Annotated in this window: 17 protein-coding genes and 1 tRNA gene; 10 read left to right on the top strand and 8 right to left on the bottom strand. The window is 54.2% G+C overall.

Translation table 11 applies throughout. The features are described from left to right. Positions 1-52: 52 nt before the first annotated feature. Entirely contained in the window at positions 53-2026 is a 1974-nt protein-coding gene (locus tag HNQ64_RS05895) for an ATP-binding response regulator (RefSeq protein WP_184206419.1), read from the bottom strand. Positions 2027-2049: 23 nt separating this feature from the next. Next, positions 2050-4812, bottom strand: coding sequence for a PAS domain S-box protein (locus HNQ64_RS05890; RefSeq protein WP_184206417.1), 2763 nt, complete (start codon positions 4810-4812; stop codon positions 2050-2052). Between the two features lie 438 nt (positions 4813-5250). On the opposite strand from HNQ64_RS05890, the gene HNQ64_RS05885 reads away from it, so the two are divergent. The 6 genes from HNQ64_RS05885 to HNQ64_RS05860 all read left to right on the top strand — a co-directional run bounded on the left by HNQ64_RS05885 (position 5251) and on the right by HNQ64_RS05860 (position 13374). Continuing rightward, on the top strand, positions 5251-6165 hold the full coding sequence (locus tag HNQ64_RS05885) for a YceI family protein (RefSeq protein WP_184206415.1): 915 nt from the start codon (positions 5251-5253) through the stop codon (positions 6163-6165). An 83-nt stretch (positions 6166-6248) separates the two neighbouring features. Beyond that, entirely contained in the window at positions 6249-7751 is a 1503-nt protein-coding gene (locus tag HNQ64_RS05880) for an esterase/lipase family protein (protein WP_184206413.1), read from the top strand. An 89-nt stretch (positions 7752-7840) separates the two neighbouring features. Then, positions 7841-8650: a hypothetical protein gene (locus tag HNQ64_RS05875; RefSeq protein ID WP_184206411.1), complete on the top strand. Its 810-nt coding sequence runs from the start codon at positions 7841-7843 to the stop codon at positions 8648-8650. A 13-nt stretch (positions 8651-8663) separates the two neighbouring features. Further along, on the top strand, positions 8664-9404 hold the full coding sequence (locus HNQ64_RS05870) for a hypothetical protein (RefSeq protein ID WP_221305355.1): 741 nt from the start codon (positions 8664-8666) through the stop codon (positions 9402-9404). Positions 9405-9542: 138 nt separating this feature from the next. Further along, positions 9543-12038, top strand: a complete 2496-nt coding sequence (locus tag HNQ64_RS05865; protein ID WP_184206407.1) for a PAS domain S-box protein — start codon at positions 9543-9545, stop codon at positions 12036-12038. 145 nt (positions 12039-12183) lie between these two features. Then, positions 12184-13374 (top strand): FAD-dependent oxidoreductase, encoded by a 1191-nt coding sequence (locus HNQ64_RS05860; RefSeq protein WP_184206405.1) that lies wholly within the window; start codon positions 12184-12186, stop codon positions 13372-13374. Positions 13375-13385: 11 nt separating this feature from the next. On the opposite strand, the gene HNQ64_RS05855 is transcribed toward HNQ64_RS05860, so the two are convergent. The 3 genes from HNQ64_RS05855 to HNQ64_RS05845 form a co-directional block, all read right to left on the bottom strand. Continuing rightward, positions 13386-13667, bottom strand: a complete 282-nt coding sequence (locus HNQ64_RS05855) for a hypothetical protein (RefSeq protein WP_184206403.1) — start codon at positions 13665-13667, stop codon at positions 13386-13388. A 57-nt stretch (positions 13668-13724) separates the two neighbouring features. Beyond that, positions 13725-14300: a hypothetical protein gene (locus tag HNQ64_RS05850; protein ID WP_184206401.1), complete on the bottom strand. Its 576-nt coding sequence runs from the start codon at positions 14298-14300 to the stop codon at positions 13725-13727. A 158-nt stretch (positions 14301-14458) separates the two neighbouring features. Then, a tRNA-Met gene (locus tag HNQ64_RS05845) sits at positions 14459-14535 on the bottom strand. A gap of 118 nt (positions 14536-14653) precedes the next feature. Here HNQ64_RS05845 and HNQ64_RS05840 point away from each other — a divergent pair. The 3 genes from HNQ64_RS05840 (at position 14654) to HNQ64_RS05830 (ending at position 19838) form a co-directional block, all read left to right on the top strand. Further along, positions 14654-15487: a 3-keto-disaccharide hydrolase gene (locus HNQ64_RS05840; RefSeq protein WP_184206399.1), complete on the top strand. Its 834-nt coding sequence runs from the start codon at positions 14654-14656 to the stop codon at positions 15485-15487. Positions 15488-15619: 132 nt separating this feature from the next. Beyond that, on the top strand, positions 15620-16858 hold the full coding sequence (locus HNQ64_RS05835; RefSeq protein ID WP_184206397.1) for an LL-diaminopimelate aminotransferase: 1239 nt from the start codon (positions 15620-15622) through the stop codon (positions 16856-16858). A 163-nt stretch (positions 16859-17021) separates the two neighbouring features. Beyond that, the gene (locus tag HNQ64_RS05830; RefSeq protein WP_184206395.1) at positions 17022-19838 is read left to right on the top strand and encodes a hypothetical protein; all 2817 of its coding nucleotides are present in this window, start codon (positions 17022-17024) and stop codon (positions 19836-19838) included. A gap of 115 nt (positions 19839-19953) precedes the next feature. Here HNQ64_RS05830 and HNQ64_RS05825 read toward each other — a convergent pair whose 3' ends face one another. The 3 genes from HNQ64_RS05825 to HNQ64_RS05815 all read right to left on the bottom strand — a co-directional run bounded on the left by HNQ64_RS05825 (position 19954) and on the right by HNQ64_RS05815 (position 23511). Next, entirely contained in the window at positions 19954-21429 is a 1476-nt protein-coding gene (locus HNQ64_RS05825; RefSeq protein ID WP_184206393.1) for a sulfatase family protein, read from the bottom strand. Positions 21430-21643: 214 nt separating this feature from the next. Next, positions 21644-22792: a galactitol-1-phosphate 5-dehydrogenase gene (locus HNQ64_RS05820; protein WP_184206391.1), complete on the bottom strand. Its 1149-nt coding sequence runs from the start codon at positions 22790-22792 to the stop codon at positions 21644-21646. 122 nt (positions 22793-22914) lie between these two features. After that, on the bottom strand, positions 22915-23511 hold the full coding sequence (locus tag HNQ64_RS05815) for a hypothetical protein (protein ID WP_184206389.1): 597 nt from the start codon (positions 23509-23511) through the stop codon (positions 22915-22917). A gap of 141 nt (positions 23512-23652) precedes the next feature. Between HNQ64_RS05815 and HNQ64_RS05810 the strand changes: the two genes are divergently transcribed. Continuing rightward, positions 23653-24855, top strand: a complete 1203-nt coding sequence (locus HNQ64_RS05810; protein WP_184206387.1) for a magnesium transporter — start codon at positions 23653-23655, stop codon at positions 24853-24855. Positions 24856-24913 lie beyond the last annotated feature (58 nt).

Genomic DNA, 24913 nt, shown 5'->3' with positions numbered 1-24913 from the left:
TGCACGCCAGTTTCTTGCCAGCACAGCCACTTGGTCACTTTTGAATGCTTTTTTAGCCTAAAAGTGCCATCAACTTCTCTTTAATGGCCTCCACAGTAAACGGTTTTTGAATAAAAGAGGTTGGCCCCCCATCATTCATGAGATCTGTCGCCTGATGCGAGGAATAACCACTCATGATAATAATCGGCAGATGTGGCATGCGCTCACGGACGATTTTATAAACTTCACGCCCATCCAGATTTGGCATCGTGAGATCCAGCAACACCACTTGATAGCTCACGGCTTGACGCAAGATTTTTTCCAATCCCCGCATGCCATCCTCCGCCACCTCCACCTGAAAACCGAGGTATTCTAATACCGCCTGCCCTGCCATACGGATGGTGGCCTCATCATCCACAATCAATGCATGCCCAGCGCCTAACCAAGAAGTAGAATCATGGATCTCTCCCGGTGTCACTTCCTCCGCGACTTCCAAAGTGGGTAAATAGATACGAAAGGTCGTGCCAGCGCCAGAAACACTCTCCACCGAAAGATCCCCGCCATGACTGCGCACAATGCCAAGCACTGCGGCCAACCCTAACCCACGACCCGTAAATTTCGTGGTAAAAAAAGGATCAAAAATGCGGGCTAAAACCTCCGGCTCCATCCCTTCCCCAGTATCTTTGACCTCAATCATGAGATAATTCCCCTCAGGCAGGGAATTGCCACTGCGACAGGCAAAGAGCCGCGCCTTCTCCACATGCATGTAGCGAGTTTTCAGCTTGATCTTACCGGGTAGGTCTTGCAGAGACTCCGAAGCATTGATGACCAGATTCATGATCACCTGCTGGAGTTGGCTGCGGTCCCCATTCACCAGTGGCACGTGATCGCCTAAGTCTAACGAGAGCGCTGTCTTTTTACTGATGGCAGTGGTCAAAAGTTGAGCTGTATCCCTGGTTAGAGCATTGATACACAGCGCTTCTTTACTCACAGGTCCCTGCCCCGCATAGGCAAGCATCTGGTTGCACAACTGGGCAGCACGCTCAGCCGCAGCCTGGATGTCCGTCAGCCCGCGCATCACCTGCGACTCACGGGCCACGAATGTCTTTGCCAGTGAGGCATTCATCGTCACCACCGTCAGTAAATTATTAAAATCGTGGGCGATGCCCGCCGCCAAAACACCCAGGCTTTCCAGACGCTGCGTCTCCTGCATTTTGGTCTCCAGGCGTCGCCTTTCCTCCTGCAACTGTTGGCTTCGGGTGCAGTCACGAAATACCACCACACAGCCATTGATGTAACCATCGTCGTCACGAATGGGTGAGATGCTGTCATCGATGGGCACCATCCGGCCATCCCTACTCTTTAGGCACTTATTTTCGCCCATGTGGACAGTACTCCCAGACTTGACCGCCTCCACAAAAAGTGCGGACGTTTCATTGCGGCCGTCTTCTCCATAGATTTCCAAAACTTCTTCGAGAGGACGGCCCAGCGCCTCAAAGTGAGACCAACCGGTCACAGACTCCGCCAGTGGATTGATCAAGGTGATGCGTCTTTGATCATCCGTGGCGATCACACCATCCCCGATGCTGTTCAGCGTCGTGGCCAGCCAGCGCTCAAGCTTGCGCAACTTTGCCTCCGCCCTGTGACGATACAAGGCCATCTCAATCGTGGCACGTAGTTCCCGCTCATCGAAGGGCTTTAAAACATAACCAAAAGGTTCCGTCTGCCCCGCGCGCTTCAGGGTTGCTTCATCCGCATGAGCCGTCACGAAAACCACCGGCACGTTGGACCTCTGGCGTAGCTGGCTAGCCACTTCCACACCGTCCATTCCATCCCGTAGATGGATGTCCATCAACACAAGATCCACCGTCAATCTTTTTAACTCGGCCAGAGCATCCAGACCATTATCAGCAATGCCCAAAACCTGATAACCCATTTGAGTTAAACGTTCTTCCAGATCCATCGCCACCAGACTTTCGTCTTCAACGATGAAGACGGTCAGAGGATTGCTGGGCGTCTTGGCCACAAGATCTCCATAGATGGACATGGTATTTAGATTTTGAAGACGGGTTAAACATCAAAATTCACCTCAACACAACAACCGGGATTCTGAACTGGAAATAAAATCTGCGCCCGCAACTGATGACTCAGAGAGCGAACCAACCGCAATCCCAAAGTTCGTGCGCTGATTGGGTCGGCCCCAGGTGGCAGGCCGTTGCCATCATCCCGCACCTGAAGCTGCATTTTCCGCCCCCCGCTAGAGCGCAGAGATATGGAAATGCAGCCCTCTTCACGGTCCTTGAAAGCGTGTTTGAAAGCATTAGTGATCAGTTCCGTAGCGATCAGTCCTAGCGGGATCGCTTTATCCAAATCCAGTTCCACATCTTCACAAGCAGTCTCCAGCCGGATCTGCCGCCCCAGTCCCGCTTGACCACAGGCCATGAGATTCGCCACTTCGCACAGATGCTCGCCAAAGTTAATGGTGGAAAGATTGCCTGAACGATAAAGCCGATCATGCACCATCGCCATGGCATGGATGCGTGTTTGGCAGTCTTTAAAAATGACAACATCGGCCGCGTCATGGAGCGAGCTTGTCTGGAGTTGCAGCAGGCTGGAAATGATCTGCATATTGTTTTTCACCCGATGGTGAATTTCCCGTAACAGCACCTCTTTTTCCTCCAAAGAAGTGCGAATTTTTTCTGCCGCATTCTTCCGCTCCGTAATCACCTCCGTGAACATCACTACCCCACCGATATCTCCTCCAGGCTCCAGCCAGGGCCGCACTTCCCAGCGCAACCATTCTTCCAGACCATCCTTACGGATAAACATATCCTCAGCCCGGCTTTCCACCGCTCCAGCCAAACAACGTTGATGGACTTCCTTCCACTCTTCGCCGATCTCTGGGAAGACCTCATAGTGGCAGCGGCCTAACAGTGTTTGCTCCTGCAAATGATAATCTTCCAGCCACCGCTGGCTTGAGGCCACGTAATTCATTTGGCGGTCAAACATCGCCACAGCCGCAGGCGTGTGTTCGATAAATTTCCTCAACTGCTCCTGCTGATACTTCAAGACCCTATCGGCCTCATGCCTTTGAGTGATGTCCTCTACCTGGGCGATGTAGTAAGCGGGGCTACCATCTTCCTCTCTCACGAGGGATGCCGTAACTAACACCCAGACAATGCTTTGATTCTTCCGCACATACCTTTTCTCCATCTGAAAATGCGTGATTTCCCCCCGAATCAGACGATTCAGATGATCCATGTCTTTTTCGAGATCTTCGGGATAAGTAATTTCATGAAACCGATGCCCGATGAGTTCTTCCTCAGCGTAACCGACGATCTCACACAGAGCTCGGTTCACCGCCATCCACCCGCCGTCTTGATCCAACAGAGCAAAACCAATGGCCGAATACTCGAAAGCATGGCGAAAACGCTCTTCACTCTCCTGCAATCTCGCCTCCGCCATCACCTGCGCGGTGATGTCCGCGTTTGTCCCTAGCATACGCATGGGCCTGCCATCTCCATCTTTTTGCACAATCGCTTTCGTTTGGATATAATGCACCGACTGGTCTGGCCAAAGAATGCGAAATACCATGTCGAAGTCAGCCCCGCCACCTAGGGCGACTTGGATCGCAGCGACTGCGGCCTCGCGGTCATCTGGATGCACACATTTCTCCCATAAAGCATAAGAAGCCGATGCCCCTGAATCTTTTGTTTGGTAGATCTGATGCATCATCTCATCCCAAAAAAGTTCATGCGTCATCAGATCCCAGTCCCAGATTCCTATCCGGGCGGCCTGGGTCGCCAGCAACAGCCGCTGAGAAATATTTTCCAGCTTATGAGTCGCTAGCTGGTGATCTGAAACATCTCGCCCCTCAGGCACGAGAAAGATCACTCGCCCCTGAGCGTCTAACACAGGATTCAGACAAAAATCTACCGGGCGCCATCTCTTTTGAGCAGAAAGGTATTCCGTCCTGAAACGCACCACCTCTCCGGCGGCGGCACGGCGGATGCTTTGGCGCATTCTTGACTGCTCAGCCTCTGTAGGCCGCCACCAAGCACACTCCCAAAAATACTTCCCTAGAACATCATTCGCAGTCAAGCCAGTTGCCTCTAGCGAGGATTGATTTGACTCCATAAGCACCCCTTCTGGAGTCAATAAACCAATGAACTGTGAGGCACTGTTAAAGATCCCGCTAAAGCGCTGCTCACGCTCCTCGATAAGCTTCTTTACACGACGTTCAGACTGCTGGCGAGAGCGCTCGGCCTGCTCCACGGACTTCGCGTGGCGCAAGATGACAATCAACAAGATGACCATCGTTGCAGTGCTGTAGAGAGCGGTGCCGAACTCCGTACTGAATGCCCACCGTTCCTGAGCCCAAAGACGCACCAGACCAAAAATAAAAGTCAGCAGCATAGCCAAAGGTAACAACTGCCGGACCAGTGTCCCGGCCACACTACGAGCTGCCAATAAACGCACGACGCCCTCATACGGCCTCAACAAAGTTAAACTAACCGCAAGGATCAGCATGACCACTGACGTCGGCAACGAGACGGTGCCAAAAAGAACGTTAGGCCAACCAGGATCACTTCCATATAGCAAGTTCACCAGTGCCAGCCAACCTACGGCTGCTGCTAAACCCGTACTCAAACTGAAAAGAGCCGGGTCTCGCGCCCGCACACTGAATAATGCCACTGCCAAAAAAACCAGACAGACTCCTGATGCGGGAGCGGGCCAAGTGCTCACCGCATCTACCAAAGAGTCCTCCCATAACCATCCCACTAATACACGCCCACCCACCCACAGTGGCACCCAGGCAAGGATGCCTCCCATCAACGCCCATGCTTTTCTTCGGGTGCGCCATCTAGGCCAGCGACTCAAGGAAAGACATAAAACTGAACCCGCCACGCCTAACAGCCCTACAGCCGTCAGACGTTTCATCGTAGGCCCGTCTGGAGACCAGCTCAGTAGGATTGGCACATTCCACTTCCACCCGATCAAAATGGAAGTGCAAATGAACCCCGCCAAAACCACTCCTAATATCACCCCGCGACGAGACCACCGGGTCAAACGTACGGTTGTAGGGGGATCAGATGCATTCATGGAAAGCATGTTAAAAGAGCAGCTTCTGAACACCAGCTTTAACCAAGCCACTGAACCTGAAAAAAATATCTCCTCGCAGAGGCCCTCACTCCTTTCATATCATTTGGTAAATTCTCTCAGGAAGATTAATTTATCGCTGTCTCCTCCCCGGAAATATCTTTTGCTGCCATGAACTCCCCTCGCTTACTCAGCGCTCAGGAATTGAATGCCTTGCGCCAGCAAGAGCCTCGTCTGATCATTGTAGATGTTCGCCTTCCTGACGATTATTCCAGACGCGCTATCGCTGGAGCTGTGAACAATTGTGTTTTTGAAGTTACCTTTCAAAAACGTTTGGAGGAATTAATCCCCCATCTGCAAACCCCGATTTGTGTTTATGGTGCATCGCAGACCAGTCATGAAGCCAGCATGGCCGCAGAAAAAATGCGGCGCGCAGGTTACACAAAAGTTTATCAGCTTCAGGGCTGCCTCACGGCCTGGTGTGAGGCAGGGCTGCCAGAACAAGGGAGCCAAGAGCCACTAGAACCCCTCACATTTCCCGCTGGACACTTCAGGCTCGATCTCACTGAAAGTCGTGTGGAATGGCTGGGGCGTAACCTGCTCAATAAACATTCAGGTCATCTCCCCATTCAGTCTGGCTACCTTGACATTCAAAACGAAACCATCACGGGCGGTGAAATCGTCTTCGCGATGAATGAAATCACTTGCGATGACTTGGCCGGAAATCCTTACCACGACGTCCTGATTGCCCATCTACGAAGTGATGATTTTTTTGATACCGAGCTGTTCCCCGAGGCCCGACTAACCCTCCAACGCGCTTCACATATCCCAGGCTCAGCCGCCGGCACACAAAATCTAGAAGTGAAAGCTGCACTGACCCTGAAGGGTGTCACCCATAGCATCCAATTCTCCGCAGCAGCAGGACTCGATGCAGAGGGCCGCTATGTTGCGCAGGCTGCATTGAGCATAGATCGGACTCGTTGGGGGGTCCTTTATGGCTCAGGCCGTTTTTTCAGTCGGCTGGCTGGCCACTTGGTCAATGATCTGATCGAAATCCAAGTCCGCGTCGTTACCCAGCCCCTCTAATGGTACGTCTCTTACCCTTTTGGATCATCAGTCTGCTGGTCATCCTGAACTCCTGCGCCATGGCCCCGGCCAAGATCAGGCGTATGTCCAGGTTTCCCTTGCACCAGATTCAGTCCAGCCAAGAACCCAGTCTTAGAGATTTAGTGACTGAAATCTTGGATAAGGGTGCTGAGTCGCAAGAAGGCAAAAAAGCCTTGGCGCTTTTGGTCGAAAGGTGGAAGGACACCCAGCTTCCTGACCGCAGTATCTTAAAGCCTAACAAGACGGGTGAACCCGCCTATGAGATTCAGTTTACAGGAAGCCCGGAGAGCCCATCCCCCCTGAGTTACTTCGATGAAATTCATCCAGCAGACGGGTTGAAAGTGCTGAAGATCCATCACCACCAGCGCTCAGGCATCGGCATCCCACTGCTGGCCATACGCGAAAACACTCATCGCGAATCTCTGGAAAAATACTTTCCTCCCGAGGTTATCACCCGTCCTCTTACCGCCGTCTTCCAAGCTGGGCCAGCACACCAAGGGAATCAGCGTATCTTCATACGCCTACTCTGCCCTCTGAGGCAAGAAAACCTCCTCCACCAGGGCAAGCTGCAACCCCTAGCGGCAGATTTTTCCACCCCTTGGGCAGCCGCACTCTCCCGCACTGGCAAATTGCGGCAGTCCGCTGTATTGGACATGCTGACGGGCACTCCCAAACGTGAGCCTCAACTCTATCTCATGGAGGCGTACGATCCACGCAAAGAGCCGCTGATCATGATCCACGGCCTCTTATCCAGCCCCCTAGCCTGGGCTAACCTAAGCAATGATCTTTGGGCCGATCCCGAAATCCGCCAGCGCTATCAAATCTGGCATTACCTTTATAACACATCCGCTCCCGCACTTTATTCCGCGCGCCTACTGCGGGCTCAATTGAAGCAATTACGCTCTTTGTTAGACCCGGAGGGAGATGATCCAGCCATGCAACAGACCACCTTGGTCACCCATAGCATGGGCGGTATCATCGGCAAAGGGCTGGTCGTCCGGCCAGGTGACGCGTTCTGGAGAGCCGCATTTACGCAGTCCCCTGCCAGCCTGAAACTCTCACCCACAGATCGCGCGGTACTTGAAGATGCCTTTGAATGGGAGCCAGACTCCAGCATTCATCGCATTATCTTCATCTGCACGCCCCATCGTGGTAGCGCTTTTGCAGACAACCCCATTGGCCGCATCGGAAGTTGGCTCACCAAGCCACCCACACCGTTTCAAGAATTTTTCAAACGTGTCTCAGCAGCCAATCCTGGAGCCTTCACACCTGAGTATGCAGCGCTGGGTCGCGGGAAGTTAGATAGCGTCAGCGCGCTCTCGCCTCGGCAACCTACCCTTCGTATCTTGGCGGATTTACCCTTCCCAGAAGATGTCGAAACGCATAGCATCATCGGCAATCGAGGCCGTGAAGGGCCGCTTGAACAAAGCAGTGATGGCATCGTCCCCTACACCAGCAGTCATCTGGAGAATGCCTCATCTGAACTGATCGTACCGACAGGTCATGGAGCTTTTCACCATCCTGCGGCTTTGGCTGAAATACGCCGTGTATTGAAGCTGCGCTGACAAGAATTCCTGCAAGACCCAGTCAAAAACATATCACTTTCCAAGTTGACACTTTGCATCACAAAGCCAATTACTTTGCATCACAAAGCATGAAAGACTCAGCCCTCCATCATCCTCTGAAGACCCTCGTCAGAGGAGATCCAGATGTGCTGAGTGGGTGGTTAAAAAACAAAGCGGCTCACCAATCCCTAGGCCCCTTGGTCGCAGCCATTATTTCAGGATGTGCTGCCTATGGTTTTGCCATCGGCTTGTGGCGGGCCCCCATTCAAGGGCTGTTTGTCGCGGTCAAGATGCCCTGCCTCATCTTTCTGACCTTGCTGGTCAATGGACTCATCAATGGCATGCTGGGGCTGTTGCTAGGCTCCGGCTTATCTTTCCGCCAGACCTTGCACGCTTGTTTGATGAGCTTTGCCATTTTCAGTCTGATTGTCGGCTCTCTCAGCCCCATAGCTATCGGCGTCGTGTTGGATGCACCAAGCCCTGGAGAACCCGGAACAGAGGCTTGGTACCGTACCATCCTGCTCACCCACACGGCGATCATCGCGTTTGCAGGCATTGTGGCTAACCATAAGTTACTTAGACTCATTCAAGTCTTTTCAGGCGATGCGGCGACTGGCTGGCGCACACTGATCGCGTGGCTGGCAGGAAATCTTTTTGTCGGAGCACAACTATCCTATAACCTACGCCCCTTTTTCGGAAACCCAGATCTGCCCGTCCAGTTTTTACGGCCAGCCCCCTTCGATGGCAGCTTTTACGAATCTGTGACCAAACTGGCCCTAGCCTCAGTCCCCGAGGGCGTCCTAGGCAGCCTTTTTGTGTGGATTTGTCTCCTGCTCACCTGCTGGGCCTTCACCCGCGCTGTCTTTTGCTTTGGCAGGCACTTCACTTCCCGAAAATAAAATGACTCACATCATGAACACCGAAACCCCACCGCCCTCCTCATCCATACCTGTTGCTAAAGCCACCTCCTCAATCCTAGTGGAGCCTATGCAAGTTCCCATCACTCTTTTGAGTGTCACTGAACATTTGCTTAAATACCCTGGGCGCATCCTGCATGCCTGCCAAAATGGTCAATTACAAGTGCCACTGCGCTTACTGCTCAGCACCCTGATCTCGTTCAGTGTCTTTGGCTTTTTGTTAGGCAGTTTCTCTGGCGGCATGCAGCTCTGGGCAGCCCCGCTCAAGGTCACCTTGGGAATCTGCATCGCCATGCTCATCTGTCTGCCCAGCCTTTACATCTTTAGCGCCTTAGACGGGCTGGATGCGCGCCTCAGCCAAATCACCACCGTTTTACTCACAGCGATCTCTTTAGCAGGACTTTTACTTCTGGGTTTTGCTCCGGTCATCTGGGTCTTCAGCACTTCCACAGATTCATTGGCCTTCATGGGCTTTCTAGGCCTCATCTTCTGGGTCATCGGCCTCTACTTTGGCTCACGTTTGCTTTTACAAACGGCCTCAGTTTTAGGCATGCAATCCTCAGCTTACCTGAAGACCTGGCTCACCATTTTCATCATCGTCACCTTGCAGATGTCCACTTCTTTGCGCCCCATCATCGGCAGCTCTAAAAACCTACTTCCTGACGAAAAGAAATTTTTCATCCAACACTGGGTCGAAACTCTTGGCTCACCCGTAGAGGCATCTTCAGTTCACTAATTGGTCAAAGAAAGGGCAAAAGATCGCATTTAGCACGATTTTACAGAGAGATGAACGTAGATTCTCTAAATCCGGTTTGGACAAGGAGCCATTGTAAGGGAAGCTCTGTTGACTTGCCTTGTGACTCATTCGCCGCTTTTGACATCGTCAGCTCCCAGGGCTGACTTCCCGCTACCGCTCGCCGGACGGATTTGTGGTGTCATTGTCTATGCTGCCAGTCTCATCGTTTTAGGTATCGCTACCAGCAACTTAGCTCTTTGGTTCATCCCGTCGCTTCAGTTCATTGCAGACTGGCCAGGCATGATGATCATGCGGGCAAATACCAGCTTTGCACTCACTTCAGCCGCACTTTCATTGTTCATCTGGCACCGTGCAGGTCGCAGTGGAAGGCTGACGGGAGCCCAATGGCTCGCCAGCCTGCTTGGGATGATACCCGCCCTTATCGGAGGAATAACATCCCTTGAGTATTTAACCGGATTAAATTTGGGGATAGATACCCTTATTGCAGAAGCCTCTTTTCCAGGGGACAAAGCCGACGCTTTCGTCGTTGCGCCAGGGCGCATGAGCTTGAATGCAGCCCTTTCATTGTTTTTTGTGGGTCTCGCTTTAGCGGGGCTTGATGTATCGGTCGATATTCGCAGACCACGTCGCGTTTTCACGGCTCCTATTTTGGCCGTGATCTCAGCCCTACCAGCCTGCTTAGGCCTCGTAGGTTATCTTTCAGGTGCAGGTGGTTTCACAGGTCTCCTGAAGTCCACCAACATGCTCTTGCACACAGCCATGGCCCTGGTGCTGTTGGCCGTCGGGATATTGGCAGTGCGAGGTGAACGCCAACCAGTGCGCCGCATCCTATCTCAGGGCGCAGGAGGCATCCTGCTACGCTGGCTGTTACCTGGAGCGACCGCCTCACTCATCCTCCTAGCCAGCGGCATCGGGAAAGCTCGTGCCTATGGCTACGTCGCCCCTGGTGAAGGCACCGCATTGATGCTTTTCGGCGGGCTCATTCTCCTCTACGCACTCATTGTCTCCGCCAGCCGCGCGGTGGACATCCAAGAGGCCCGCGCCCAACGCGCAAAGTCTGCCCTGCATGAAGAAGAATTGCGCAGTCGCTCCATCCTGGCCACCTCCTTAGATGGCGTTTTGCTCATGGATATGCATGGCTGTGTGGTGGACTGGAATCTGGCCGCAGAACGTATCTTTGGCTGGCGGCGCGACCAGATCCTCGGTCGTCCCCTGGCAGACCACATTATCCCTGAGCGACTTCGCTTCGCCCACAATCAGGGTTTAAAAAATTACCTTCTCACGGGCAGTGGTCCCGTTCTCGGCAAGCGCCTGGAGCTCCCAGCTCTGCGACAGGACGGCACGGAGTTTCCTGTCGAACTTAGCATCAATGCAGTCACCGATGCCGAGCCGCCCCTGTTTGTGGGCTTTATCCGTGACATCACCGAACGCCAGCAAGCCGAGCAAGCGCTACGTGAGGCCAAAGAACAGGCAGAGAAAGCCAGTCAGGCGAAGGACGATTTTCTCGCTGCACTTTCACATGAACTGCGCACACCGCTCACTCCGGTATTGCTGAGTTCATCCGTCCTCAGTGAGGACCTACGCCTGCCAGAAGATGTGCGCCGCACGGTGGCAATGATTGAACGCCATGTGACGCTGGAGGCCCGTCTCATTGATGACCTGCTCGACCTCACCCGTATCTCTCGCGGTAAGCTTCACCTGCGTCTCGAAAAGTGCGATCTCAACACGCTCATCCGACATGCCGTGGAAATCATCCAAGAAGATGCCACCCGCAAGAATCTCACTCTAAATCTTCAGTTAAGCCCTTCGGACGCCGCCCTAGCAGGTGACTCAGCCCGCCTCCAGCAGGTGTTTTGGAACTTGCTGAAAAACGCTGTGAAATTCACCCCCGCTTCGGGAAGCATCACACTCATCAGCCGCCCAGATGACCATCAAAAGGGATACATGGTTACGGTGCAGGACACTGGAGTCGGCTTTGAACCCGCTAGTGCAGGGCAACTCTTCCTACCGTTTGAGCAGGAAAAACCCAGCACCCAGCACCAATTTGGCGGCCTGGGCCTAGGCCTCGCCATCGCCAAGGCCATCGTTACCCTGCATGGCGGAGAGATTCATGCTTTCAGCGCAGGGGCAGGCCATGGGGCCACCTTCACCGTGAGGCTCCCCTTCGGCAACCTGCCAGATGAGACCACCCTTACTCCAGCCTCGGCTCACGAATCACTCACAGAGAAGCAGAGTCTCTACATCCTGCTGGTGGAAGATCACGAGCACACACGCCAAGTACTCGCCCACCTGCTGCAGCGTGCTGGGCACCGAGTCATCTGTGCAGGCAATGTCCAAGAAGCTCTGGAGATAGCCAGCTCAGCCGCCACCAAGCCTAACATCCTCATTTCAGATCTAGGCCTTCCTGATGGCACGGGGTTGGACCTGATGCTTCAGCTTCGCAGTCGCGGCTTTACTTTGCCTGGCATCGCTCTTTCTGGCTACGGAATGGAGGAAGACCATGTCCGGACTCGCGAAGTTGGCTTTGCCTGTCACCTAGTCAAACCTGTGAAATTTGAGCAATTGACCCAGGCCCTCGCCAGCCTCCAAAACAGCTTAGCCGTGATGGATTAAATGGCCGTTTTTAGGCAACACGGCTTGGTCCATTCTTCGTCTCATTCCTGAATAAATAGTTTATCCCGCCTGGCTTTTTACTGAGTCAAGCTTTGCATCAAGGCCCATCCTCGGCAGCATCCACTATCGTCACGACGGGTCCCACATGCCTACTCCTCTCCGAATCGCCATCGTCGGTTCAGGCACCGCAGGCCCCGCTGCCAGCCTCTTTCTCGCGCGTGCAGGACATGCAGTAACCTTATTTGAGCGTGCCGTAAAAACGCTGCCTGTTGGTGCTGGATTCCTCTTGCAGCCTACAGGCTTAGCCGTGCTGGAACGTCTAGGCCTACGGACAGAGTTACTTCCACACACCGCAGCAGTTTCCCGACTCTACTGCCAAACGCACCGTGGCCGGGTGCTGCTAGATTTATCGTATCAAGAGTTAGGCCCAAGCCTCCATGGCGCAGGCACGCACCGGGCCACCTTTCTCGATATGCTTTTGAAAGCCATGCCTCAAGCAGGTGCCACCCAGCACTGGGGAATCACGATTCAGAGCCTCACACGGGACTCAACCGGACGCCCCCTTCTCCATGACACAGCCGATTGCACTCACGGCCCTTATGATCTTCTACTGATCTGCGATGGCGCTCAGTCAATCCTTCGTGCGCAGTGCGGTATTCCTGCACGGGTCCGCCGTTATCCTTGGGGTGCCCTATGGTTTATCGGCAAACGCACAGCCGAGTTTCACCCCCAAGAACTCTGGCAATGTGTGGGCTCCACCCGTGAACTGAATGGCTACCTCCCCACAGGCACTCAGGAGGATTTACTCAGCCTTTTTTGGAGCCTCCGCCTGGATGCCATGCCTGCATGGAAAAACACGCCACTGAACACTTGGAAACAACAGATTTTGCGCCTCACTCCGCAGGCAGAACCCTTTTTGCAACAGATCGAATCCCATCAGCAAGTCGCCACGGCCACCTATCATGACGTGACCATGCGCCAATGGCATGGCGAGCGCATTGCCATCCTAGGAGATGCTGCGCACGCCCTCAGTCCTCAACTCGGCCAAGGCGTCAATCTCGCCCTCATGGATGCAGCAGCCCTGGCCGATGCCATGGCCCAATACCCTCTTGAAAAAGCCCTGCCGCATTATTCAGAGACTCGGCGTCGCCACCTGCGCTTCTACCAATTTGCCACCCGCTGGAGCACGCCTTTTTTTCAATCCGATCTCCTCCCTCTAGGCTGGCTTCGCGACCTCACCTTTCCACTCATGCATCAACTCCCCTGGATGCGCCGCCAAATGGTCGCTACCATGGCGGGTGGAAAAACCGGCCCTTTCAGTGAGATGAGGCTGTAATATCGTCTCACTTAGAGATCATCATCGTCCACGTTATAAAAGGGATCATCAGGGGTTACATCCTCTCCTAGAGCCAATGCCTTAGCCTTTACTGCCGCCTCATGAAGTTTTGGATGGTGCTTCAGATAATAATCTGGTAGCTCTCCGATCAAAGCATCAATAATGGTTGCTGAGCCATCAGGCAGACGTCGAATGTTACCTTTGTGCAGGTCACTCAACAGCCAGACTCTATGCTCCGCATAAAAGACCCAGAGTTCATTGCCATAAGACCCTTTAGGGGCCACTCCGTTCATTGCTTTCACTGCGAGTTCCTGATCTTTGTCAAAGTCATCGTAAGCTTTGCAGCGAGGTTATTTAACAATCAGATATTTACCATCCTTCGAGAGACCTATGATCTCCGTTGGACAAGCGCCTGCTTCATGAAGTAGGCAAATTTTATCCAGGATGTCACCTAAAACAGCAGGCTGCTGGATGACTTCCACTTCGTTAGGTGGCTTACCTTGAATCTGAAGTTTGAGGCCCATTGAGGCCCGGTTTTCGGAATCCAATTTGAGATCAAACAGCTTATAAACGCATCCATAGGTGCGATCAGCCCAAGCACTGGCTTCACGTCCCAGTCCGATGTTTCCAAGATACTTGGAACTCATGCCTTCAACACCATCTTCCAGAAAACCGAGATCCTGAAGGCTGATTAATGGAATTTCTAACGTCGAGGCTCTTCGGGCAAAGGAGTCAATCCAAACATCAAGCGGAAGCGATTCGCTGGATGCATCGTCTCGAGCCGTTTCCTTGATTGCTCGCGCCCGCTGTCGATTGAGTTCAGCACAAGCCTGCTGGTTTGATCGGGACATGACTCCAGCATGAACGAAAGTTGTTCCGCCTGTTCTGAAATCAAATTGAGGTTGTCCTGTTGAGTATTCATTCACGATGTCGTTGTCGGTTTATGCACCCTCAATCTTAAGGGGTATTTTACTGATTCCCCACTCTGTGATACAAGCATAAAACAAGCCCGAAAAGATTCATAATTACTTTGGTTATCTACCTAGACACGGCGAAGGCCGTGCATCACTGCACGGCCTTCATTTGGTAGCGGGGACAGGATTTGAACCTGTGACCTTCAGGTTATGAGCCTGACGAGCTACCGGGCTGCTCCACCCCGCGATCTGTTGGGATGTGAAGATGCCACAGGTACTCAGGCATGCAACACCTTTTTGCTTCTTTCTCACACGGCTCTTGCAACATGCTCCGTGCGTGCTCGTTTCGTTCCCTCCTTATCACCATGAAGTCTTACCTTACCCCTGCCCTGTTGCTGGCTCTGGCCACCACTCTCAGCGCGGCTGACAAGCCCGCCCCTGCTGCTCCTGAGAAACCTTCTCCCATCGGCTATTCCGATACTCCAGTGATCCCAGGCACCCAGTGGAAGGTGCATGACATTGACCGTCCACGGCCTGAATACGTGGCCCCAGGGGCGAAGCTGGGCGATGCCCCGGCAGATGCCATCGTGCTTTTCGATGGTAAGAACGCTGACGCATTTGTCTCTTATAAAAAGGACGACAAAGGCAAGCCCACCAAGGAACTGGGCCCTTGCGCCTGGAAGGTAGAAAATGGCGAACTCGTCGTGGACGGTGGTGACTCCTGGACCAAGGAGCAATTCGCCAGCTGCCAGTTCCACATCGAGTGGAAGAGCGAGCCCCACACCGAAGGCAACTCCCAGAAAAAGGGCAACGGCGGTGTCTTCTTCATGGATCGTTATGAGTGCCAGATGCTGGACACCTACAACAACCCTACCTATGCCGATGGCATGACGGGCTGCATCTACGGCCAGACCCCACCCCTGGTGAATGCTGTGAAAAAGCCTGGCGAATGGCAGAGCTATGACATCATCTTCACCGCCCCGAAACTGGAAGGCGATAAAGTGGTGGAGCCCGCCTACGTCACCACCTTTGTGAATGGCGTCTGCGTGCAAGTGCACACCAAAATCATGGGCCCGACGAAGCACAAGAACATCACGGACTACAGCGGCAGCTTCCCCGCCACCGCACCGCTACGCCTTCAGGACCATAAAAACAACCCACCTGTGCGCCTGCGCAACATCTGGGTTCGCAAGCTGTAATCATCTCGTCACCCAGGCGCCATAGCCTTCGGTTTACTTCACACGCCCTGACCATCCCTGGTCAGGGCGTTTTTCTTCCCCTGTTGCATCCTGGCGCACATTCGCCACACTGGCGGCCCATTTTTCTCTGCCATGGCCTACCTCAACGAAAACTACCTCAAGCTCAAAGCTGGATACCTCTTCCCCGAAATCGCACGCCGCGTGAAGGCCTTCACCGAAGGCAATCCCGAGGCCGCCAAGCGCCTCATCCGCTGCGGCATCGGTGACGTCACCGAGTCTCTGCCTGAGGCCGTCCGCACGGCTATGCACAAGGCCGTGGATGAAATGGGCGACCGCTCCAGCTTCCGTGGCTACGGCCCGGAGCAGGGTTACGACTTCCTCCGCAACGCCATCGCCGACAACGACTACAAAGCCCGTGGCATCAACGTGGATGCCGATGAAATCTTCATCTCCGACGGCAGCAAGTGCGATACCGGCAACATCCTAGACATCTTCGGCAGCGGCAACAAAACAGCCATCACAGACCCGGTTTACCCCGTCTATGTGGACACCAACGTCATGGCCGGCAACACGGGCGATGCCGATGAATCCGGTGCCTACGAAGGCCTGCATTACCTTAAATGCACCCCAGAGAACGGCTTCGTTCCCGAGATCCCCAGCGAGCCTGTGGACCTTGTCTATCTCTGCTACCCGAACAACCCCACAGGCGCCACGGCCACCCGTGCGCAGCTTGAGGCCTGGGTCGCCTACGCGAAGGCCAACGGCACCATCATCCTCTATGATGCCGCCTATGAGGCCTTCATCCAAGATCCCGCCATCCCCCGCAGCATCTACGAAATCGAAGGTGCCCGCGATGTCGCCATCGAGTTCCGCAGCTTTTCCAAAAACGGCGGTTTCACCGGCGTCCGCTGCGCCATCGTGGTGATCCCAAAAGGCCTCATGGGTAAAAAGAAAGACGGCAGCCCCCTGGCCATCCATCCCCTCTGGAGCCGCCGCCACAGCACCAAGTTCAACGGCGTCAGCTACATCGTCCAGCGCGGTGCTGAGGCCATCTACAGCCCCGAGGGCAAAGCCCAAGTCGCCGCTCTCATTGAGCACTACATGGGCAATGCCAAGCTCCTGGTCGAAGCCTGCAAAAACGCAGGCCTCCAGGTCTTCGGCGGCGTCAATGCCCCCTACGTCTGGGTCGGCTGCCCCGCAGGCGTGACGAGCTGGCAGATGTTCGACAAAATGCTCAACGAAGCCAACGTCGTCATCACCCCCGGCAGCGGCTTCGGCAGCGCCGGCGAAGGCTTCTTCCGCATCAGCGCCTTCAACAGCCGCGCAAACGTCGAAGAAGTCTGCAAGCGCATTGCTGCTCTTCAGAAGTAATCATTGGTTAGTCAGTTTTAAACGTCCAGCCCGCGAAAGCAGACTGGACGTTTTTTGTTTCGATAAGCCGAAGACCACGACAGCAGTGAACTTTGCTTAAATTCCTGTATTAAACGGAGGATTCGACTCGACCGTTCTTCCACTTTTCAGATAAACTCGACGCATGAATTGCAAATGGACTCTTTTACTCACTGCTTGGCTTTCAGTTAGCCACCTTTCATCAGCACCCGAGGAAAATACGTCACCGTCTAAGCAGCCGTCATTGTCCGAAGAAAGAGCTTTTCCATCCAAGATCGAAACCCGTATCTTTGACATTTCTCCCAACTTTATTTGGGATGCAAAACATGCGGCAAAAAACAGCTTGAGATGGCCTACTCCCGCCGCGACGAGCGCAGATCCATTTAGCGCCCTCCCAATTGAAGTTAAGTCAGATTCCGCTGGAACGAATGTTCCAGCGGTTCAACTCCGCCAAAGCACCCGAGCGTTCTTGGAACATATCGGAATTCCTTTTCCTAAGGGCACAGCAGCTTTTATCGATCCCATCAATCACCGTCTGCATGTCCGACATGAACCGCTGTATCTAAATATGATTCAGCGCATCGTGGAGACGATGCGTCCTCCAGAAACGGTCGCAATTACCGTGCATCTGATTCAAGCACCCGGCCCAGTTCTACGCACCCTCGCCAAACCTTCGAAAGGCTCGGATGACAGCACTCAGGACCTAGAACACTTGCTGTTAGAATCAGAACGTCCAGGATCTGACATTCGGGTGCTGAGCACAGGATATTTGCTGGCAAAATCAGGAGAAATATCCTATCTGGAGGCAGTGATTCGGCATGCCTCCTCGACTGAGACAGTCTTGGATACCAAAGGAGTATCAACCGTAAAGACTGTGAATACACCCGTTGGGTTTCGCATGGAAGTGAATCCTCATATTGATTTAAAACTTAAGTATGTTGAACTGCTTTTGGCCCCAGAATTCACGACGATTCCGGTCACCTCAACTCAGGCACAATTCCGTGAACCCGTGACAGGCATCGCTCTGAAAAAGAAGGTCCCGCAGAGCCAGAACGGCCACGTTCAAACAGCACTCAGGCTTAAATCCGGACACGCTAAAATGATCTCTTTGTGGAGACCCAAGGATGCAGGCGAAAGCTTAAAGGACGATTTTCTCCAGGCCGCCTTTGTGACAGCAGAGATCATCAAATCAAAATCTCTTACCAAGGAGGATCTTAACGTTGTTGAGGTAGATTTGACGCAACCAGATGCCCTGATCAAGCATACCTTCACTTTGCCGCATTCGCACTGGCTAGACTCTTTACCTGAAGCAAAGATCAGCGCCAAAGATATTCTGCGATGGCACCATATTGACCTGCCAGGAGAAAGCCGGGCAACTATCACTGATACTCTGCATCTAACAGTGGAGGCGAATCTGGAAACCCTCGATATTATCCAGCAATGGGTCGCTGAAGAATGGCAATCCTTGCCCAAAAGCATGGGCCTCACACTGAATATATTGCGGGGCCCTGGCCCTCTTTTACGGCGCATCCTCCATGATAGTCAGGATCTGAGCGCCGCTTCAAATGCGCAAAAGCAGATACAACTCGCCGTGTCTAGCAATGAGGCAAAGTGGGTCAGCACAACTTACCTTCAAGGAAAAGCGGGAGCTAAGGGCAAAAGTCAGGCGATACGTGAGCATCTCACGACCAGTGAAGTCGCATGGAGCGGTCATTCTGGGCCAGTGCTCAGATCTCAAATGCATCCGTCTGGCACAGTCTGGGAGGTAGAACCTTTGATCAGCCCTGAGGGTCATTGGGTGCATCTTTCAGGCGAATTTACCAGCCAGACTGCCCCGCCAACAAGCTGGAAGGAAAAGCTGGATGATCCAGCCTCAAAAACAGATTATGAAATAACCCGACATGATTTTCATGAGGCCAAGGTCAACACCTCAACAATCTTCGCTCCTGGACAAACCAGGATCATCGCAGCTTGGCGTCCATGTGGCCGCCCTGAGTCGGAGGCCCAAGATGTTCTAGAATTGGCTTTTGTGACCGTCGATATTCTGAAGACCACTTTTGATGAAGAAGCCCAAAAGATAACGTCACAGGTCAAGAAATCTTCGTTAAAGGATGACAAGGTCATGGTCACCCGCACGATCCACGTTCCTTCCGATTTCTTGAGTATTTCAGGAGCCGCCCAAGATAAGCCGTTGGTAAAGAAAACTCAGAATCAATTCGCCTTCGAGGTCTTGGAGGCAATGGGAGTTCCCATGCCAGAAGGTAGCAGTGTCATCTATGCCGCAGGCAGTGATGAATTAATCCTTACCAACACTCTTTCCAATCTAGATATTGCGCAGGTATTTATAGGGCAGGACTGTGCTTACCCGTCAAAAAATGTCATTTTCAATCTTCACCTGCTTCAAGCCAAAGGAGACCTGATTCGAGAAATCCTGGCACTTTCCGCCCAGCATGCCAATCATTCCGAAGAGTTGGATCGGCTGCTAAAAGGCCTAACCAAAGGTGAAACTTTACCCGTCGAAACACTTCGAATAGTAACTCGAGGTGGACAGAGGGCAACGGTGAAAAATGTCAGAGAGCACATCCAAAGATTGACGCTCAATAAAACGAAAAACGACGAAACAAGGGTCACTCCCGAAGTGCGCGAGGTCGGCTCGCGAATGGAAATAGACCCCACAGTGGGCGCTTATGGCACGACCATTGACATCAATCTTGCGGTCGAACATCACACTGCGCCTCCCATTCCTCATCTTGAAAATCTGACTCGCGATAATGCTGCCGCAACTGTGGGAGCCCCCCTAACCGACTTTCATCCCGAAACCGTCAACACCAGCCTCAGCATGGCCAGCGGCACGGCCCGTATTTTGGCGGTGTGGAAGCCGATGGGTAAGCCAGAGTATGAAGAGCAGGACCTTCTCCACATTGCCATTTTAGAAGCGGCTGCCGTGGGCAGCGAAAAGTAATTGGGCGTTCTTCGAAGTGCACTGAAGACGAATTCCAAGCACGTCCTTGTTGACTGACAAACGACATTCAGATTCATATCGGCTAAAGCCTAGACACCAGCAGAGCTTTCAGCAATCACTCCGCTCGGCCCAGGGGGCGGACTTCGGTGCCCACGGTCTTTGTTAGGCTGTCACCAAGCTGCTGGCGAAAGGGATCGGCGAGTTTTTGTAGGCGCTCAACGATGTCGGGGTGAGCGGCGCTGACATCGGTGAGCTCGCCGATGTCCTCTTTGAGATGATATAGGGCTAGAGGCTGCTGAGCCACTTTGTAGCCGTGGCGGGTGGCGATGCCTTCGATGCCGGATTGCGTGATGGCGGCGGGTTTCATGTTCTCCCAGTTCGAAGGTTTACCATCGCGACCAGGGCTATCATGAGGGGTTATGTAGGGATGGACAAAGTGAAGTTTCCATTCGCCGCTGCGGATGGCCTGCAGCTCGCCACCAGCATAGATGGCGATGGCTTCATGCGGGCTTTTCGCCCCTTCTTTGCCTAACAAGAGGTCCGTCACATCTTTACCATCCTGCGTTTTCACCGGAGCGGCCGGTTCGGCATCCTCACGCCAGGCCTGGAAGGTGGGCATGAGATCCATGGCGGTGAAGAGTTCTTCATTCACCTTTCCGGCAGGGACCTGGCCAGGCCAGCGGGCAATGAAGGGCACGCGCACACCACCTTCATAACTCGTCAGCTTGCCCTCGCGGAGTGGGGCGGCATTGCCAGCATGGTTGCCGTAGCTGAGGAAGGGACCGTTATCAGACATGAAGAGGATGAGGGTGTTATCTGCCACGCCCGCCTGCTGGACGGCGGCGAGGATCATGCCCACGCTCCAGTCCAGTTCCTCCACCACATCGGCATACAGACCGTGCGGCGACTGCCCCTTGAAGCGATCTGAAGCAAAGATGGGCACGTGTGGCATGACGTGTGGCACATAGAGGAAAAAGGGCTTCTTCTCATTGCGGCGGATGAAGCTGACGGCCTTCTCTGTAATGCGTCGAGTGAACTGACTTTGATCCGGATCCACCTGCTCCACCTTTTCATCGTCGTACAGCGGCAGTGGCGGCATCTCAGCGGCCAGCGAGGGATGAAACTTGCTGTTGTCGTTGGAGTAAGGGATGCCCCAGAATTCGTCAAAACCATGCTTCATGGGGTGAAACATTGCCGCCGTGCCCAGGTGCCATTTGCCATGAATGGCGGTGCTGTAGCCGCGCTGTTTGAAGAGCTCTGGCAGGAGAAATTCGTCCGGGTTGATACCTTCTTTGCTGGTATGATTCAATGCGCCCTGCATGCCCACTCGGTTTGGGTAACAGCCCGTCATCAGTGCTGCGCGCGAGGCACTGCACACGGCCTGGGCCACATAAAAGGAAGTGAAGCGAGTGCCCTCTGCGGCCAGGCGATCCAGGTTCGGTGTGCGGATGGTTTTGGAGCCATAACAGCCGAGATCAGAATAGCCCAGGTCATCTGCCACGATGAGGATGACATTGGGCCGCAGGGCCTTGGCCAGCAGCGGTGCGGAACTCAGGCTCAGAACCAGGAAAGAAAGAAAAAGCAGGCGCATGAGGAAAAATGTAAGCCTCCAGCATCCGCAGGAGGGGAGTGGCTACAACGACATAAACTGTCGCTGCTTTGCGGTAAACTCTGGTTTGGATCCCAATAAAGGCAAACTCCTCTGAGCTAACGAGACGTGGCGCTACTCAAGAAGCCTAAAACGAAAAAAGCGCAGCATCCCCCCTTGGTCATGCCACGCTTCTCGTCCTTAGTGCTACTGGGGCTTATTCAGGCTTCAGCACCACTTTCAGCAGGCCTTCTTTGTTGTCGTAGAGGCGCTTGAACCAGCCTGCGCCTTCTTCCAGCGGGGCCACGGCGCTGAGCAGGGGCTCCACTTGGATGCTACCGTCTTCGATGCGGCGGATGGCCTCGGGGTATTCACCCGCGCAGGAGCAAGAACCACGCAGGGTGATCTGGCGAGTGACGACTTCCTGAAGTGGGAATGGGATGGAGGCCTGAAGATTGCCTACCAAGATGACTTGGCCACCTTTGCGAACGCAGCGCACGGCGAGGTCCACCGGAGCACCAGCACCCACGACTTCAAAGCTGGCATCGGCACCATCACCGCCAGTGATCTCACGCAGGTGCATGGCTAGGTTTTCCTGCTTGGCATTGAAGGCATCATCGGCCCCCAGGGTCTTTGAAAGCTCCAGCCGTTTGTCATCCAGATCCACGGCGATCACACGCTCCCAACCACGGGCCTTGAGAGACTGGATGACCAGGAGGCCGATCAGGCCTGCGCCGACCACCACGGCCACGCCGCCCCGGATTTCTTCCTGGCCGTGTTCGTGGGCTTCACCATGGTCATGCCCACAGCCCTCCCCACACGCGCCACAGTCACCCTCTTCGCATTCATCGGCAAAGGCTTCGCCCACTTCGATGCCATCCGCCAAATTGACCGCATGGAGAGCGATGGCCACTGGCTCGGCAAAGGCAGCCTTTTCAAACGAAAGAGCCTCGGGAATGCGATAGAGGATGCGCTGAGGCAGCACGATCTTTTCAGCAAAACAGCCGTGGCGGCGGTAGCTGCCTGGAGACACACCCAGGACCTTGCGATCCGGGCAAAGATTCACGTAACCTGCCTGGCACTCCTCGCACTCACCGCAGTATTCGGTGGAGTCAAAGGTGACGCGGTCGCCCACTTTCCAGTCGGTCACACCTTCGCCCACTTCGGTGATTTCGCCCGCAGCTTCATGGCCCATGACGATGGGCATCTGGCGGCGGCCACTGCGGCCATCCATGCCATGAATATCACTGCCGCAGATGCCACAGGCCTTGATCTTCACCAGCACCTCACCTGCCCCGGGAGTCGGGTCTGGGAATGCGGTTTCATAGCTAAATTCGGACGGAGCGGTGAGGACGAGGGCTTTCATGGGGTGGTTGGATCTGCACCATGATGAAAAGCCGAAGCCGAACGGCAAGAGCAGATTCCTCTTTGCGACAGGCGGATGGCTCTTTCTCCACCGGAGTTAACGAATCAAAATCGACATTGGGGTCAGGCGGCCGTTTGACGGAAAATGACCGTGATGGACTCCACCTTCGGTTTGGAGGCACGCAGTTTGACGTTGGTCGTCGGGATTTCCTGGTCTCCCATCAGCGAGTTGTCGGTGTTCTTCCCGGGCTCAAAACGCAGGCTCACTTTGCCGTCCAGTTTGCCGCCTTTGAGGTTCGCGTAGCCACCGTAGTCCCAGCCAAAACCGAAGATGATGAAAGGGCCGCCGTTGATCTTTTCCACCTCTTCCAGCGACAGCCCCACCTTGAGCCCATTTTCAAACTTCCAGGCCTTACCGATGATGCGGATATCCCAAACCTCCTTTTCGTCGCCTTCGGGATTGAAGAGGACTTCCAATTCTTTATCCGTGCCTTCAAAGAGCTTGGCTCCAGGCAGCGTTTCGCCCTCGCCCACTTCGATGTCGGCGGCCTTCACCTTCCCAGCGCCTAAGAGCGTTTTCAGCCCAAAGAGCGTCATGCCTTTTTCGATGGGGCCCACGCGCTCTCCAATGACGATGGTGGTGTCATCCACGGGAATATCCAGAGCAGGGAGAGAGGTGCAGGTGAGCAAAAGTAAGCAGAGGTCGAAGAGAGCACGCATATCAATCATAGGTTAGAGGAACTCGGTTCCGATCCATCGGTTACAGAAGCACTTCAAACTCGGAATTTTACTGGCAGTTTTTCCTTTAGAAGGCCGTCCCCTGGATGGACACCTGGGCAAGTCCGCATTAACTCTAGGCTCATGAGCCTGGAAGCCGATGCCAACCTCCTCGAAGACGTCCGCGAGCGTGCACCTCACGATGCTGCAGACCTTCTAGAAACCCTGCCCGCACTGGACGGCGTGCGAGTGCTAGAGGCGCTGAATCCCATGGTAGCTCAACAAGTGCTGCATGAGATGACCGACGAGCATCGCTGCACCATCATCGCAGCGGCGCCCATCGAGAAAGCACGCCAGTGGATGCGCAACCGAGAATATCCTGAAGACTCCGTGGGCTGGCTGATGGAGCCTCCCGTGGCCGTTTTCCGCCCGTCCATGACAGTGCAAGGCACCATTGAGGCGCTGCGCAAGCTGACGAAGCGTGCCTTCATCACCTACGGTTATGTCACGGATGATGCCAACCGCCTGCTGGGCGTGCTGGTCTTTCGTGACTTGATGTTAGGCAAACCGGAGGCGCTGCTTTCAGAGGTCATGTACACCAATATCTTCGCTCTGCGCCCAGACATGGAACTGACAGACGCCATGAAGCAAACGGTGAACCGGCACCTGCCCGTTTACCCTGTTTGCGATGCGGAAGGGCGGCTACTGGGCCTGGTGCGGGGACAAAACTTATTCGAAGCCCGCGCCATCGAAATCAGCGCCCAGGCAGGAACGATGATGGGCGTGAATGATGAAGAGCGCCTGAGCACGCCCCTCTGGCGCAGCCTGCGCTTTCGCCACCCCTGGCTCCAGGTGAATCTCGTTACCGCCTTTCTCGCGGCAGGCGTGGTGGGTTATTTCGAGCCTACGCTGGATCGCCTCGTTCTCCTCGCTGCCTTTCTCCCGGTGCTAGCGGGGCAGTCTGGCAATACGGGCTGCCAGGCGCTGGCGGTGGCATTGCGCGGCATGACGCTGGGAGACCTGAAGGCTGGCGATGAACGACGACTGGTGATGAAAGAAGGCACGCTAGGCCTCCTCAATGGTGCGCTTGTGGGCCTAACGGCGGGCATCGGCATGTTTCTGTATGCGAGCAGTCAAGAAAACCCCAAGGCAGTGATGCTGGGCGTCGTCGTGCTGCTTTCCATGGTGGCCAGTTGTGTGGTCAGTGGCCTGTGTGGGGCGCTGATTCCCCTCACCTTGAGGAAGCTGGGGGCGGATCCCGCCACGGCTTCCAGCATCTTCCTCACCACGGCCACGGATGTGGTGAGCATGGGGGTTTTCCTGGGACTGGCAACGTGGTTGGTGTGAGGGGCTTTTTAGGCTGCCTCATCTTGGTCTTCGATGGAAGTTTCCAGGCACAAAAAAG

The sequence above is a fragment of the Prosthecobacter dejongeii genome (assembly GCF_014203045.1).
In the GTDB taxonomy this organism is placed as follows: Bacteria; Verrucomicrobiota; Verrucomicrobiia; order Verrucomicrobiales; family Verrucomicrobiaceae; genus Prosthecobacter; species Prosthecobacter dejongeii.
The sequence above is the reverse complement of the archived record's forward strand: the minus strand, read 5'-3'. Positions and strand labels throughout refer to the sequence as shown.